We start from the raw sequence: 14,739 nt of genomic DNA, 5'->3' as shown, positions 1-14,739 counted from the left end.
GAAACATGGGCAGTAAATTGCTGCTTTAGAATTGTGGTAATGGGGCCAGGCTTTCCATCCCGTATAGTTTCCCCATCAATTTGGATGACTGGCAGAATTTCAATTGTGGTGCCCACAAGAAAGACTTCGTCGGATTGCAGGAACTCTGAAATAGGAATGGGTCGAAATTGGACGTTTAAACCTTTTGAATGAGCTAAGGTCACCACCTGTTGTTGGGTCACACCAGCGAGGACTAAATGATTGCGTTCAGGAGTGATAATCGTGCCGTTTTTCACAGTAAACACATTACTGGTAGCCCCTTCGGTCACCAGTCCGTCTCTCACAAAAATTCCCTCAAAGGCATTGGCTTCCCGAGCCTTTTGCTTAGCCAACACATTCGGAAGCAAATTCAGGCTTTTTATATCACAGCGGTGCCATCGAGTATCAGGTAGGGTAATGACCTTTACTCCCCGTTGGCAGACTTCCGTTGGCAAGGCAACCATTTTCCGAAATGCCAAAAAGACCGTTGGTTCTCCATTTGGAGGGAAAGTATGCTCCCGCGGAGCGACCCCTCTGGTCACTTGGATATAGATTTTTCCTTCCTGATACCCACTCTGCTGAAGACCATCAAGAAGGAGGCGCTGAAATTCGGCTTGTTCGAAAAAAAAGTGGAGCTGAATTTCTTTGGCACTCCTAACTAGCCTCTTGAAATGCTCACCCCAAAAGGCAGGAATCCCATGATAGGCACGAATCACTTCATAGACGCCATCCCCAAATAAAAATCCACGATCATCCGGAGAGATCTTCACCTCTTCTAATGGAGAAAAGTGCCCATTGAGATACCCAACATCAGGCATGCTCTAATTTAACTCAAGAAGGTGGTGGGGAAACAATGACTGAAAAAACCCGTCGATCTTCTGCCGTAAACTTCCACGCCATTCTTTTACTAAACTTCAATTGATGGGTTCCTGGTTGCAACGCTTGAAATTCAAAGGATCGCTGGCCTGAATCTACGGCATTGTTACTGACGGTTCGAAGAAATTCGTCTCCCACTAATCCCAGCACTTTAGGGTCATAACTTGGCACCCATTGTTCCCCACGGGTCCGATCCTCCCATAAATGCACCATAAAGGCGGCAGATTGGAAAACCTGAATAGCTCTTGTCTGCACCTGATCTATATTCATGCTCTCACCTTGACGAAACCTTAACTCATGTTTCGTCTGTAAAGTCCATTATTCTCCTGTGAGCCAATCACGTTTTTTCAAACAAACAAAAACATTTCCCTTATCAACCATCACATCGTAATTGACCACACAATAGCCTCCGCCATCTGGCCCAAATCCCGATCGAATGTCAAATTGTTGATGATGCCACGGGCAAGAAACAACAAAACCTTTCAATCGGCCTTTTCCCAAAGAGGCTCCCTGGTGCGGACAGATATCATTAATAGCAAAGCACCGATCATCAACGCGAAAAACAGCCACACTTTTCCCGTCGACCTTGAATACACGCCCCTTTCCTTTGGAGATATCCTCCAGCTTCCCGACAAAAACAAACCCCTCTTTGGGACTCAGCGGTTCATGTATCCTGCAGTCCATATCACGCTCGGAACTGGAATCATTCATCACCGGTTCATCTTTACGAGACAAGCAAGGTAAAGGTGACTTGAGCACCTATCTTAATTTTGGCTTGGTCCACAAACCCAGCATTGGCTTCAACAATATAACGTGCATCTTGAGGCGGGGGACCATACCAGGGACATTGCCTTTCACTGCATGGAAGAGCCTTTTCGACTATATGCACGACAATTTTACTCTCATCGACCCAAATCACATCAACAGGAAATTGGAACTCTTTTGTCCAGACCCGATGGAGACCCGAATCTTCAAAAATATAAATCATTCCCTCATTGGGAGGAAGAGCATTTCTAAATGCTAATCCGAATAAAAGTTTTTCCGGTGTATCCGCAACCTCCGCTTTCAACACACCACCGCTGGGAAAATTTATATTGATGATCTGTGTCTGTTCCGGGGCATTAAACAAAAGTGCGCCGGAAATCAGGAACAAAGCCATTACCAGAAGAAAGAAAATTCGTTTTTTATTTGGGGCCCCTTTACCTTGAAGAAAAGACAACATCGTTTTACATTTTTCCTTACTTTCCTATAAACTTTTCTTGCCTCTGGTCATGGAAATTTTTCCAGGCAAGCTCATTCCTACCATTTCGCGATTTGCTCAAACAACAGACGAAGGATAAGATATCAATAAGATATCATGTAGATTGTTAAGATTTCAGCCACAATGAAATATGGATAAAGAGCCCTCACGCCACATTCCACCAAAGTAAACCTTTACCTCATACCACGGAGGCCACGTATGCGCTACCTCCTGACTCTCATGCTCGGAATTTCGTTTATTCTTCTTTCCTTTACCAGCATCTCGGCCCACCCTTCGATTTCCACCGCCATCGACCGGTTTGTCTCTAACCTCTATCCAAAAGGTAGCCATTACTTCTGGGTGATTAATAACACCACAACTGAATCCCCTGAAGAAATAATTGTCGATCTCAACACCAGTGTCAGAAATTTACCGGAGGAGGCACCGACTGAAAGTCGTTTTTTACTATTGGTTGTAGAAGGAGAACTGTTTGCGGCTCAGAAAATTCCGTTGAACGCTAATGTGGACTGTCAGAGTGACGAGGAAGTGTAGTTCATTAACGAATCAGGTATTAAAAAAGCCCCATCCCTTGTAACAAGGATGGGGCTTTTTTATAAAAACTACGTCGAAACAATTGCTACTTGGTCAAGACCAATAATTGCCCACCCAGGTGAGCTGAATGTAGTTGACACTTATAGTTCAATAAACTGTTCGAAGTCACATAAGTGAGATCACTGATGGGTATCCCAATATACTTGGTTTCCCCTGGAGCCAACACAAGGTTAATTTCCATCGTAGTTGGACCAGTTTGTGAGGAAGCGGCTGAAAGGGAAAAACCGTGCTCCTCTTTCATCGTGTTGGTGACCTTGACCAAAACCGGTCTTCCGGCTCTCCCGCCTGTTGCACCGGAGACAAGGCTCAGAATAGACACGGGTGGATACCAGACTTTCTTGCCACCAATTTCAATGGCATTCAACTCAATATCCACATCCAACTTTTGGAATGGCTGGCCCACAACAGATCCTGTTTCAAGGTCGCCAATTTCCACACCACCGGACTGTAACGCAAAAGCTGCTGAACTTCCGGCCACAACGAACACTACACTTAAAAGGACGGATAGAAGCACTCTGTGCATCGCCTACCTCCTCATTGAGAAGCTGTTGATAATGAAAGTTTTACCTAAAAAACGCAAGCCAATTTTCTGATTTATATAGTGATTTTTTCAACAAGAGGGTTGGTTATAGCATATGACATTCTTCGACGCAAGATAGTTTTTATAATTGCAATTCTTTGGAGATTAAAAATAAGTACGCGTCCTCTATAATCCAAGAGGAGAATTAAGAAATACTCAACCATTTTTCAATACCTTGTAGGATTATGAGTCATTTTTTCAATGAAAAATGAGTTTTTGAGATGTGGTAATTATTTTTATTAGATCATTTTTCTCTTATATCTCAACATATCTTGTAGCCAATTTCCAAAAGTCCCATTATTGTTCTTACTTTAAACGACAATGATTATCCATGCACAAACATATTATGTTCCCGTTCCCATCCAATGGACGATTCAGGTCCGTGTCCGGGGATCACGATAGTGCTTTCTTTGAGGGCGTACAACCGTTCGCGAATAGATCGTTCTATAACCTGGCCATCTCCACCCCAGAGGTCGGTCCTGCCAATTCCGCCTCGAAACAAGGTGTCCCCTGAAAATACCAACCCTTGGCTTTCAAAGAAAAAACATACCGAGCCAGGAGTGTGGCCAGGAGTATGGAGCACAGTACCTGTATACGGACCGACCCGCACCTCTGATTCATCTTCAATCAAACGGTCAGGCGGAGGGGCAGGCACATAGGGAATATTGAACATTTGGCATTGAACTTCCAGCATGGCCCACAGATCCTGATCTTGGGGATGCAAACACAGAGGAGCCCCTGTCGCTTGCTTAATATGCCCGGAGGCTAGGAAATGGTCAAAATGGGCATGGGTATGCCAAACGGCAGAAACCGTGAATCCCAAGGCATCAATTTCCCTGAGTATGCGTTCAGGATTTCCTCCTGGATCAACCACAATGGCCTGCTTAGTGCCTTTGTCCCCGATAATCGAACAATTACATGAAAGCGGAGGGACGGGAAAAGTAATTCGAATAAACTGATCCATTCCAAATTCCTCAAATGATTAAACACGAACACCCTACAAATCTAAAGATGTCTTCAGATTTTCACAATTTCTCATAGGAATAACAGATTATTCCTCATTCTCCATACCCCCTCAATATGGAAGTTTGAAATAAGAACAGTTTAAGCATAAAATACCTAATAAAAGGTACCCATTTGATCCAATCACGACACGACTTCTCATTTTCGGATGCGCTGAGCCGGTGAAAACTTCAGGATTCCAGCGAATCTCAACATCCCAGCAGAGGCAAGTTATTCTCCCTTACTCCAGAAATAAAGCCCTATCCATTGGCGCAGGGATGCTCATCTTTATTCTGACTGGTTGTCCCCAAAATAACTCTGGGCTTGAAGAAGAAAACATTCAGCTCAAAAAACAGACCACCAAATTGGAGTCGGTCATTCATTCCCTCCAGGAGGGAAACAAAGTCATGCAGCAACAAATCGACTTGCTGAACCAAGAAGCTAGAAAAACCGAATTATCGTATGTAGAGCAACTGCAAGATGCGGAAGCGACACACCAACAACAACTTCGAGACGCACAGGCTCAAATGACCGAACTGGTGAATAGTCCCAAAAAAGAGGGAGCCAGAATTAAAATATTGGAACAAGAACATCGAAAGTTGGAAGGAGAAAACAAATGGCTCAGAAGTCAAAGAGACCAGATGAGGAAGACCCTTACCCTTCTTCAAATTGGTGGTCAAAGTCAGGAGTTGCCGTTTTCATTTTCCTCGGCTTCAGAAATCATAGAAGGCGCACTCACGAAAAATGGCTATTCAATACTTTCCAGTATGCAAACCGATCAAAAGGCTGTCTATATTACCGATCGCAAAACATCTCTTCCTCCCTCACTGGAACTATCAGGGTTTCGTAACCAATACCTCCTCTCTATTGAGAAAGGACCTTCCGACCATACGATGATCTGGGTCCGTGCCGAATTCGAAAAACTTTCCAAAACAGGCCAGATGTTCTCAGCACCACAATCGGAAATCACCGACATCGAATTGCGCCTCATTCAGGAAATTCATCAAGCTCTTTCTACCGGAGCAGCGGCACATGCCAGGAACTTCTAATTCCCTCTCAATCAGAAGCTCTCAACCCACCAATTAACCGATCTGTCTGACCTCATCTCCCTGATTAGCACACAGATAATTAGGACCGATTTCTCCCAACTCAGCAATAGTTACGTCTATCGCCCCTGAGACGCGAGAAGGTAGCCTTGAGTAAGAAGATCGGCTTCCTGTCTAACAAGGGAACCCGCCACAGGAACCACCTGACCGAGAAATTCCACAAATAAATCTATTTTGAGCAGAAAGAAATCATACTCAGATTTAGATCTTCGAGGATGGGCAAACCAAAATTCGACGAATTGGTTTAAGGAAATCCCGCATTGCTCCAAAACATCACAGGTTTTGGGAAACATCACCCTCACATCCCCACCCCATGAGAGAATTTCATATGGTAAATACTGTGTCGCATAGACATGAAGCCCCATATTCATTTCGGCATCCCATTGGCCAGGTACATCCAGCCGACGACTCAGGACTTCTTTGACCAGTGACATGTACTCCCTGTATTGGCGGGTTAACACATCCCGAGTTTCCCGAGAAGGCTCGACGTTTTCTACTGGTAAGGTTCCTGCCTTCTGAAAATTTGTGGCCGGCAAAGGCCCATGAGAAGACAAATTCATCAGAGGCCCCAAAATCTCCATCACCGTTTTCATTTCCCGGCACATGAGCGATATCTCCTTATTATCAACCTCTAAAGCAATTCCTTTGAGATTGAGTAGACGAGGCTCCGCTACAACACGAGCCAGGAGCATCAGTAATTCGTCGGGGATGGGAGCCTCATGGGCATCAATCCAATTTGGAGGAGATCCAGGTGATCCTGACGCCATTTGTGTGCGTATATGTGGATGGCAATCCAGACCTGCGATATGAATTTCAATGACTCTTTCCAAGGGAAATTGCTCAAGAAAGGCTTCGAAAAACGATTCCAGACACTGATTCCGCCAAGCGCCCGAATAGCGATAGACGGTCCAAACATGGCCTAGATCCAATACCAACCCACAAGGCGCCATGGCTGCAATATTCGCAAAAAATTCGACATAAGGCATTTCACCCATCGAAAAATAGGTTAAGGGTGGACTCTCCAAAAGTAGTAATGGCGAGTGTACCTGCTGCCCCCAATCATATTGATCAAGCTGCAACTGCGCGTTCCACGCCTGATAAGCCGTAATTTCAGCAGAGGCTCTGGTAAAAACCGGAGGCAAATAGGTCCCGAACGAAAAACCGCCTATTTCTTTGGCCGCACATTCTTGATTGACCCAATGAGCCTGTAACATTCGAAGATTGAAGGCGGTAGCCTGTAAACGCTCTCGAGAATGGTATGCGGTATCCCAATCAGGTTGCGTGACCCATAACCCCTCGCCATGATGGGCCAGCGGAACGTCAGGAAGGCGGTCTCGTACCATCGCCAAAGCATCAGAAGCCGCATGAAAGATTTCAAGATAGGCCATAGGGATTTGCTGAATTCGAAGTTCCTCGTATAAGTCAAAGACATCAGGAGAATACACATCCACCGATAACCCAAGTCCCAGAAATGGAATCCCGCCCGCCCGCCGAAGAAATTCTTCGTGAATAGCCTTCCCGCGTGATGAATCTGAATAGCGCAAATATTTCTCCGTTTCAGGGTTTCAGAAGCTAGGGTACAGTACTCCCGAGTGGGACACTCAAAAAATGTCCCTCCAGGAAGGCCAAAATGACCAGGAAGAACAGAGCAGAGGAAGGAGGCGTGTCACAGCCACGTGACGAACGGACTGCGGTTGATATGGCTCAACACTTTTTTGATGGTCTATGGCAGACACGCACCCAATATTTAAATTTCACAGAAGCTTTTGGAAACCGCCGAAGGTGGAAAACATCCAGGAAGGGAAAGAAATCAGGACACCCGAAAGGAACGTCCGGCTTGAAGATACCTGTGAATGCCAGCCGCAGACTTTCTTCCTTCTGCAATAGCCCAGACAATCAGTGACGCGCCACGCTTAGTGTCCCCCGTGGCAAACACCCCGTCCATATTCGTCATGAAGTCTTCATCAACAGCCACGTTCCCACGGGGATCATTTTGAAGATCAAGAGAATCCAGTAGGCCGTTTTTTACCGGCCCGACAAACCCCATCGCCAACAATACCAGGTCAACATCCATCTTGATCTCGAATCCCGGCACAGGAACCACTTTCCCATTCTCAAAACTCACACGGGTCGCATGCAATCCGGTGACCTGCCCATTTTCCCCTGAAAACTTTGTGGTGGAGATACTCCATTCTCGATCACACCCTTCTTCATGGGCATGCGAGGTTCGTAATTGCATGGGCCATAAAGGCCAGGGTGTCGATTGAGCCCGATTCGGGGGAGGTTCGGGTAACAACTCAAATTGATGAGCTTCAACACATCCTTGACGATGAGCCGTACCAAGACAATCCGATCCCGTATCACCACCACCAATAATTACCACCCGTTTGCCTTTAGCCGATATGTGCTCTCCCAGAAGGATATCCCCGGCCACTTGCTTATTCTGTTGAGTAAGATAATCCATGGCGAGATGAACGCCTTTAAGATCTCTTCCTGGAACGGGCAATTCTCTCGGTTGCTCAGCGCCCATCGCGAGCAATACCGCATCATAGTCACGACGGAGGGCCTGGACAGTGGTGTCCACACCAACACACACGCTCGTCTGAAAGGTCACCCCTTCCTTCCGCATCTGCTCCAATCGACGGTCCAATACCCACTTCTCCATTTTAAAATCTGGTATACCATAGCGCAGCAAGCCTCCAATCCGATCAGCCTTTTCCAAAACTGTCACTTCATGACCAGTCCGGGCTAATTGTTGGGCCGCCGCCAAGCCTGCTGGACCTGACCCGATAATGGCAACACGCTTCCCGGATGAGACAACCGGTAGCACCGGTTCAACCCACCCTTCTTCAAATCCTTTATCAATAATATTCCATTCAATGACTCGGATAGAGACCGGATCGCTATTAATGCCCAACACACATGCTGACTCGCAGGGAGCCGGACACAAACGTCCGGTGAACTCAGGAAAGTTATTGGTCGCATGAAGCGCTTTGAGGGCATCTTTCCATCGTCCTCGATGCACGAGATCATTCCATTCCGGGATCAAATTCACCACAGGACAGCCAGCCGGGCTTTGACAAAACGGCACCCCGCAATCCATACAGCGTGCTCCCTGCATTTTGAGTTTGTCGTCGGAAAAGGGTTCATAAATTTCCTTCCAATCGAGAACCCGTAGCTCAACCGGCCGTCGTTGAGGTCCTTCCCGTTTATATTTCAAAAAACCACGAGGATCAGCCACGGCTCACCGCCTCACGTTCCCGTTGAGCATGTTCTTTGGCCAAGGCCGTTTTCCTTTCCTGCAGCACTCGCTTGTAATCACTCGGCATGACTTTGACAAATTTCGGCAACATCATATCCCACGATTCAAGGACCCGCTTGGCATTGACACTTTGGGTGTAACGAAAATGGGCCTCTATCATCCCACGAAGAGTCTGTTGATCTTCAGATGACACGACAGGCTCTAATTCCACCATGCCCATATTGCAACGTGCGGGGAATTGCCCATCCTCATCCAACACATAGGCGTCGCCTCCGGACATCCCAGCCGCAAAATTACGTCCCGTTTTTCCCAAAACCACCACTACACCCCCGGTCATATATTCACACCCATGATCCCCTGTTCCATCGATGACAGCCCGTGCGCCACTATTCCGAACAGCAAACCGTTCTCCCGCGATGCCATAAAAATACCCTTCACCACCAGTCGCCCCATATAGGGACGTGTTCCCGATCAGAATCGTGTCTTCCGGCGAATACGTCACTCCCTTCGGCGGAACCACAATAATTTTCCCTCCAGAGAGACCTTTCCCCAAATAGTCATTCGACTCGCCTTCCAGAATGAGCGTAATGCCCTTCGACAAAAAAGCACCAAATGATTGTCCAGCCGATCCGGAAAACGTAATCCGAATCGTGTCGGGAGGGAGCCCATCCGGCCCGTACCTTCGTGCAATATGGCTTGACAGAACCGTTCCGGTGGTCCGGTTCACATTTCGTATAGGCAGATCCAAGGATACCGGCTCTCCCCGCTCAATGGCAGGTTGACACCATTCAACCAATTGATTATCCAAAATCCCGTTCAAACCGTGATCTTGTTTTTGCACACACGATGTGGCCACTTCAGGACCGACATCCGGCTTGACCAATAACGGAGACAAATCCAGCCCTTTGGCTTTCCAATGATCAACCGCTTTTTGCACTTTGAGCTTATCCACACGTCCGATCATCTCGCGCATGGTCCTGAATCCGAGCTTTGCCATCAGGGAGCGAATCTCTTCCGCCACAAACATAAAGAAGTTTACAACATGCTCTGGTTTTCCCGTAAATTGTTTTCGCAATTCCCCATCTTGTGTGGCCACTCCCACAGGACAGGTATTGAGGTGGCATTTCCTCATCATGATGCACCCCTCAACAATCAATGGCGCCGTAGAAAAACCAAATTCTTCCGCCCCCAAAAGCGTCGCAATAACCACATCACGGCCAGTTTTTAGTTGGCCGTCGGTTTCCACTCGAATACGTCCACGCAGGTCATTAAGCACGAGCGTCTGGTGCGTTTCGGCCAGACCCAATTCCCAGGGCACTCCCGCGTACTTGATGGACGATAAGGGAGAGGCTCCGGTTCCACCGGAATCGCCGCTGATAAGTACTTTATCGGCATGAGCCTTTGCCACTCCTGCCGCCACGGTTCCGACGCCGACTTCGGCCACGAGTTTCACGGAAATCGCGGCTTCGGGATTGGAATTTTTCAGGTCAAAAATGAGTTGTTTGAGATCCTCAATGGAATAAATGTCATGATGAGGAGGGGGAGAGATCAGTTGAACTCCTGGCGTGGAATATCGAAGCTTGGCAATAAATTCATCCACCTTGTGTCCCGGCAACTGCCCTCCTTCACCAGGCTTGGCCCCCTGCGCCATTTTGATCTGCAATTCTCTGGCATTCACCAGATAATGTGCCGTCACCCCAAAACGACCGGACGCCACCTGCTTGATATACGAATTCCTGGAATCGCCGTTTGGCAAAGGGTTAAATCGTTCCGGATCCTCGCCGCCCTCTCCGGTATTGCTTTTGGCACCAATGCGATTCATGGCGATGGCCAAGGTTTCATGCGCTTCTTTACTGATTGCTCCAAACGACATGGCACCCGTGGTAAATCGCTTCACAATTTCACTGGCGGGTTCCACGTCCTCAAGGGAGATTGGTTCGGCTGCCCAGTTAAACTCAAACAGGCCGCGAAGATTTGAGCGCCGTTGGTCCTCCTTATTCACGAGGGCTGAAAAATCCGCATAGGCTTTGGCATCATTCGCACGCGACGCATGCTGAAGTTTGTAAATTGTTTCAGGATTCCAATTATGATGCTCTCCCTGAATCCGGTAATGGATTTCGCCACCAAAATCTAATTGGCGCATGGGGACCGGACGATAGGCCAGCGCATGCCGGCGCATAGTCTCTTCTCCCACCTCACGAAGACCCATGCCTTCGATCCGTGAAGCCGTTCCGGTAAAAAACCGATCAATCAACTTGTTATTCAGGCCAATGGCCTCAAAAATTTGAGCTCCACAATAGGACTGGACCGTTGAAATCCCCATCTTTGAGAAAATTTTCAGCAGTCCTTTGTTGACCGCCTTGATAAACTTTGATTCGGCCGTCGCCGCATCGACACTTTCAGGGAAATACCCTTCCCGTTCCATATCCACGAGGGACTCAAACACCAAATACGGATTGATGGCCCCAACTCCGTATCCAATGAGGCAGGCAAAATGATGCACATCACGCGGTTCACCTGTTTCCAGAATCAACCCGACCTCGGTTCGGGTTTCCTCTCGAACCAGATGATGATGAACGGCTGAGACACCCAATAAACTGGGAATGGGCGCCCACTCGGCATTAATGCCTCGATCACTCAGAATCAGAAACTTTTCGCCATCCTTAATAGCTCTCGAGGCTTTCTGGCATAGTTGATCAAGAGCTGCCGCCATGCCCTCAGGTCCCTCAGCCACTTTAAAGAGCAAGGACAAGGTCTTACTTTTAAAGTGAGGATCCCCAATCATGCGAATCTTTTGCAGGTCAACATTGCTCAGGATCGGTTGCTGCAATTTAATCCTTCGGCAGGCCTCTGGAATCTCTGCAATGACATTCGGCTTTGGCCCGATGTTGGTAACCAGGGACATCACCAGATGCTCCCGGATCGGATCGATAGGAGGATTCGTGACTTGAGCAAACAATTGTTTGAAGTATTTGAAAAGAAGTTGCGGCCGTTCGGACAACACGGCTAAAGGCGTATCGGTTCCCATTGAAGAAATAGGCTCTTCACCGGTTACCGCCATGGGAATTAACACCATTTTCAATTCTTCTACGGTGTACCCAAAGGCTTGCTGGCGTTGGCGCAGCGTCGGGTGATCGGGTTGCGGCACATTAAGTGGCTCAGGCAGTTCATCTAAAGACACCCGATATTGCGTTAACCATTGTCGGTAGGGCTTACGTTTGGTGATATCGGCTTTAATTTCTTCGTCGTCAAGAATACGCCCTTGGACCGTGTCCACGACAAACATCCGACCCGGTTGCAAACGCCCCTTCATCCGAATGGTCTTGGGATCTACCGGAAGCACTCCCGCTTCTGAAGCCAACACCACGACATCATCCTTGGTGATTTGATATCGACAGGGACGCAGACCATTCCGATCCAAGGTCGCACCGACAAGTTTCCCATCGGTAAAGCACACAGCCGCCGGTCCATCCCACGGCTCCATCACGGCCGCGTGATATTCATAAAACCCTCGTCGGTCAAAATCCATTTGAGGATTTCCCACCCAGGGTTCCGGAATCAGCATCATCATGGCATGAGGCAGGGACCGACCGGCCATCACCAAAAACTCAATGGCATTATCCAAACAGGCCGAATCGCTCTGGGTGGAATCATCGATAATCGGAAATAATTTTTTCAGATCATCTCCAAACAGTTCAGAGGCAAGCCGCCCCTGTCGGGCCCGCATCCAATTGACATTTCCCTTTAGCGTATTAATTTCGCCGTTATGGACGGAATAGCGATAGGGATGGGCTAAGGCCCAGGTTGGAAACGTGTTCGTACTAAAGCGAGAATGCACAAGGGCCAACGCCGACGTAAATGTGGGATCCGCAAGATCGGGATAAAACAGAGAAACTTGTTCGGGCAACAACATTCCCTTATAAACAATCGTGTTGCCGGACAGACTGGATATGTAGACCCATTCTTTCCCCGGGAGAGCTGATTCCCGAACGGCCCGGGTTATGCGTTTACGAATGACATACAGTTTTCGTTCAAACTGCATCGGATTCAGTAATTCACGTGCGACAAAAAACTGTCGAATGGCAGGCATCGTTTTTCGAGCCTGTTCCCCAATTTGATCCTCTTTGGCTGGGACATCACGCCACCCTAAAAACCTTTGCCCCTCCTCACGTATAATCGCTTCGAAGACGGCTTCGCACTGTTGCCTGGTCTTGGGATCCTGCGGCAAAAACACCATGCCTACACCATAGGCCCCGGCTACCGGAAGGTCGACACCGGTCTCGGCAGCAACCCGATGAAAAAAATCATGGGGTATTTGAGAGAGAATTCCTGCCCCATCACCGGTACATGGGTCACACCCTTGTGCTCCCCGATGAGTGAGATTATTGTTGACCTGCAGGGCCTTCTCTATGATGTCGTGGGATTTTTGCCCCTTTATATGGGCAACAAATCCGATTCCACAGCCATCATGCTCATTACCAGGGTGGTAGAGGCCTTGAGCTGAAGGCAATCCCGGAAGATTCCACACTGGTTGGTTATGCACCTGTTTCACGTTTCACCTAAAAATGTTGTCGGTCATCATTATAAAGAGACACGCTACCCCTTAGTAGAGACTCAATGGGCCATTGTGTCGTTGTGTGGTTCCCGAGAGTGACCGAAAGAAAAGGGAAGAACGAATCAAAATTGTAAACGACAACATTAATGGATGGTCAAAAAATCTGTCAAGACAAACCGTTTTCACCTACGGATTTTTTTCCTCACAGGCATGGGTTTTTGGGAAGATTGTTGATTGATTTCCAGGCTGTGGTTCAGCTTGACAATCCACAGGCTACCCCCTAGTATCGCCGCCATGCATCAGGAACCAGCCCTCAGAGACCTGGAATCCATGGAGGATGTGTGGGAAGCCTTTCGGCCGGACTTAATCGAGGTTGAAAGCCAAATCACCAAACATCTTGAATCGCACGCCCCTCTCATCAATACGGTCGCTGGGCATATCTTTGCCAGCGGTGGAAAGCGTATCCGCCCGCTGCTCCTGATTCTTTGTGCGCGGCTCTGTGGATTTCTCCAAAAAGACTTTTTGTTGCTGGGCAGTCTCGTTGAATTTATTCATACGGCCACCTTACTGCATGACGATGTGTTAGACGAGGCCGATCTACGACGGGGACAGCCAACTGCGAGGAAAATCTGGGGTAACCAGGCCAGCATCCTTGTGGGTGATTATTTGTATTCTCAGGCCATGGCCCTCATTGCCACCTTCCACAATCATGGCATCAATGAAGCCTTAGCGGATGCGTGCCGAAAGATGGCTGAAGGGGAGGTTCTTCAACTCTGCGCCAATAGTCAACCACACCTGTCGGAGGCCGCCTACCTCAAAATTGTTGAATATAAAACTGCAGCCCTTGTTGCCGCTTCCTGTAAGGTTGGGGCGATCGTGGGAGGTGCCTCGATAGAAGAACAGGCCGTTCTTTATCGGTTTGGCTATCACCTTGGAATGGCCTTTCAATTGGCTGACGATCGCTTGGATTATGCCGCAGACCGAGCAAAACTTGGCAAAGCCCTTGGGCAGGATATCCGTCAGGGCATGATCACCATCCCCCTCCTCCACCTTCTCCAAACCTGTTCCCCCCAAGAAAACCAATGGATCACCGAAAAGATTCTGGCGCATACCATTGGGGATGAGGACGTCACAAAAATCATTCAAATGATGCAAAAACAGGGATCCCTTGCCTATTCCACCAGTCGAGCGCGAGAATACGTTGAGGCCGCAGTCCTCGACCTTGAGTCGTTTCCCGCCTGCTCAGCTAAGCGATCCCTCTCCATCACGGCCTGCTACATGGTCAACCGCGACCAATAGCCTCCCCTTCCGACAATAAACCCACGGCTATTGTAGGTCGCAAGGAATGGCCTTCTTCCCAGACATCTCCAAAATCTCCAGGCATTTTTTCCGTTCATTCCCGACAGTTTTTATCCGAAATCCAACCCGTCCTCAATCCGCGTGACCCCTTGAACGGTGGAAGCCCACGCCCTTGGGGTCCACACTATT

Annotated in this window: 12 protein-coding genes; 3 read left to right on the top strand and 9 right to left on the bottom strand. The window is 48.2% G+C overall.

Features of this window, described 5'->3' with window-relative positions; all coding sequences use genetic code 11:
- The 4 genes from dat to AAH187_RS00500 form a co-directional block, all read right to left on the bottom strand.
- Nucleotides 1–836 (bottom strand): D-amino-acid transaminase (dat, locus tag AAH187_RS00515; RefSeq protein ID WP_342346475.1); only part of this gene is annotated, 836 nt, incomplete at its 3' end.
- 13 nt (nucleotides 837–849) lie between these two features.
- A complete protein-coding gene (locus AAH187_RS00510; RefSeq protein ID WP_342346474.1) occupies nucleotides 850–1,164 on the bottom strand; it encodes a protease inhibitor I42 family protein in 315 nt (104 codons plus the stop codon).
- 48 nt (nucleotides 1,165–1,212) lie between these two features.
- A complete protein-coding gene (locus AAH187_RS00505) occupies nucleotides 1,213–1,605 on the bottom strand; it encodes a Rieske 2Fe-2S domain-containing protein (protein ID WP_342346473.1) in 393 nt (130 codons plus the stop codon).
- Between the two features lie 13 nt (nucleotides 1,606–1,618).
- Nucleotides 1,619–2,116: a DUF192 domain-containing protein gene (locus tag AAH187_RS00500; protein ID WP_342346472.1), complete on the bottom strand. Its 498-nt coding sequence runs from the start codon at nucleotides 2,114–2,116 to the stop codon at nucleotides 1,619–1,621.
- Between the two features lie 237 nt (nucleotides 2,117–2,353).
- Here AAH187_RS00500 and AAH187_RS00495 point away from each other — a divergent pair, with 237 nt between their 5' ends.
- Nucleotides 2,354–2,686, top strand: coding sequence for a hypothetical protein (locus AAH187_RS00495; RefSeq protein ID WP_342346471.1), 333 nt, complete (start codon nucleotides 2,354–2,356; stop codon nucleotides 2,684–2,686).
- An 85-nt stretch (nucleotides 2,687–2,771) separates the two neighbouring features.
- Here the strand turns inward: AAH187_RS00495 and AAH187_RS00490 are convergent, their stop codons facing one another.
- Both AAH187_RS00490 and AAH187_RS00485 read right to left on the bottom strand, forming a co-directional pair.
- A complete protein-coding gene (locus AAH187_RS00490; protein ID WP_342346470.1) occupies nucleotides 2,772–3,269 on the bottom strand; it encodes a hypothetical protein in 498 nt (165 codons plus the stop codon).
- Between the two features lie 382 nt (nucleotides 3,270–3,651).
- A complete protein-coding gene (locus tag AAH187_RS00485) occupies nucleotides 3,652–4,290 on the bottom strand; it encodes an MBL fold metallo-hydrolase (protein WP_342346469.1) in 639 nt (212 codons plus the stop codon).
- A 316-nt stretch (nucleotides 4,291–4,606) separates the two neighbouring features.
- Here AAH187_RS00485 and AAH187_RS00480 point away from each other — a divergent pair, with 316 nt between their 5' ends.
- Entirely contained in the window at nucleotides 4,607–5,377 is a 771-nt protein-coding gene (locus AAH187_RS00480; protein WP_342346468.1) for a hypothetical protein, read from the top strand.
- Between the two features lie 116 nt (nucleotides 5,378–5,493).
- On the opposite strand, the gene AAH187_RS00475 is transcribed toward AAH187_RS00480, so the two are convergent.
- From AAH187_RS00475 to gltB, 3 genes are all read right to left on the bottom strand, one after another.
- Complete coding sequence (locus tag AAH187_RS00475; protein WP_342346467.1) at nucleotides 5,494–6,978, bottom strand: DUF692 family multinuclear iron-containing protein; 1,485 nt, start codon at nucleotides 6,976–6,978, stop codon at nucleotides 5,494–5,496.
- 266 nt (nucleotides 6,979–7,244) lie between these two features.
- Nucleotides 7,245–8,675 carry a glutamate synthase subunit beta gene (locus AAH187_RS00470; RefSeq protein ID WP_342346466.1) on the bottom strand — a complete coding sequence of 477 codons (1,431 nt, stop codon included), beginning with the start codon at nucleotides 8,673–8,675 and terminating at the stop codon, nucleotides 7,245–7,247.
- Entirely contained in the window at nucleotides 8,668–13,239 is a 4,572-nt protein-coding gene (gene gltB / locus AAH187_RS00465; RefSeq protein ID WP_342346465.1) for a glutamate synthase large subunit, read from the bottom strand. The genes AAH187_RS00470 and gltB overlap by 8 nt, the downstream gene beginning before the upstream one ends.
- Nucleotides 13,240–13,545: 306 nt before the next feature.
- Between gltB and AAH187_RS00460 the strand changes: the two genes are divergently transcribed.
- On the top strand, nucleotides 13,546–14,550 hold the full coding sequence (locus AAH187_RS00460) for a polyprenyl synthetase family protein (protein WP_342346464.1): 1,005 nt from the start codon (nucleotides 13,546–13,548) through the stop codon (nucleotides 14,548–14,550).
- Nucleotides 14,551–14,739: the final 189 nt, after the last annotated feature.

The organism is uncultured Nitrospira sp., from assembly GCA_902500695.1.
Lineage (GTDB): Bacteria > Nitrospirota > Nitrospiria > Nitrospirales > UBA8639 > Nitrospira_E.
This window is presented reverse-complemented; position numbering and strand designations above follow the sequence as displayed.

Bases quoted from the DNA above. Each gene is read 5' to 3' on its own strand.
- AAH187_RS00460 (WP_342346464.1), top strand. From the start codon at position 13,546: ATGCATCAGGAACCAGCCCTCAGAGACCTGGAATCCATGGAGGATGTG.
- AAH187_RS00490 (WP_342346470.1), bottom strand. From the start codon at position 3,269: ATGCACAGAGTGCTTCTATCCGTCCTTTTAAGTGTAGTGTTCGTTGTG.
- AAH187_RS00480 (WP_342346468.1), top strand. From the start codon at position 4,607: ATGCTCATCTTTATTCTGACTGGTTGTCCCCAAAATAACTCTGGGCTT.
- AAH187_RS00505 (WP_342346473.1), bottom strand. From the start codon at position 1,605: ATGAATGATTCCAGTTCCGAGCGTGATATGGACTGCAGGATACATGAA.
- AAH187_RS00485 (WP_342346469.1), bottom strand. From the start codon at position 4,290: ATGGATCAGTTTATTCGAATTACTTTTCCCGTCCCTCCGCTTTCATGT.
- AAH187_RS00495 (WP_342346471.1), top strand. From the start codon at position 2,354: ATGCGCTACCTCCTGACTCTCATGCTCGGAATTTCGTTTATTCTTCTT.
- AAH187_RS00500 (WP_342346472.1), bottom strand. From the start codon at position 2,116: ATGTTGTCTTTTCTTCAAGGTAAAGGGGCCCCAAATAAAAAACGAATT.
- AAH187_RS00510 (WP_342346474.1), bottom strand. From the start codon at position 1,164: ATGAATATAGATCAGGTGCAGACAAGAGCTATTCAGGTTTTCCAATCT.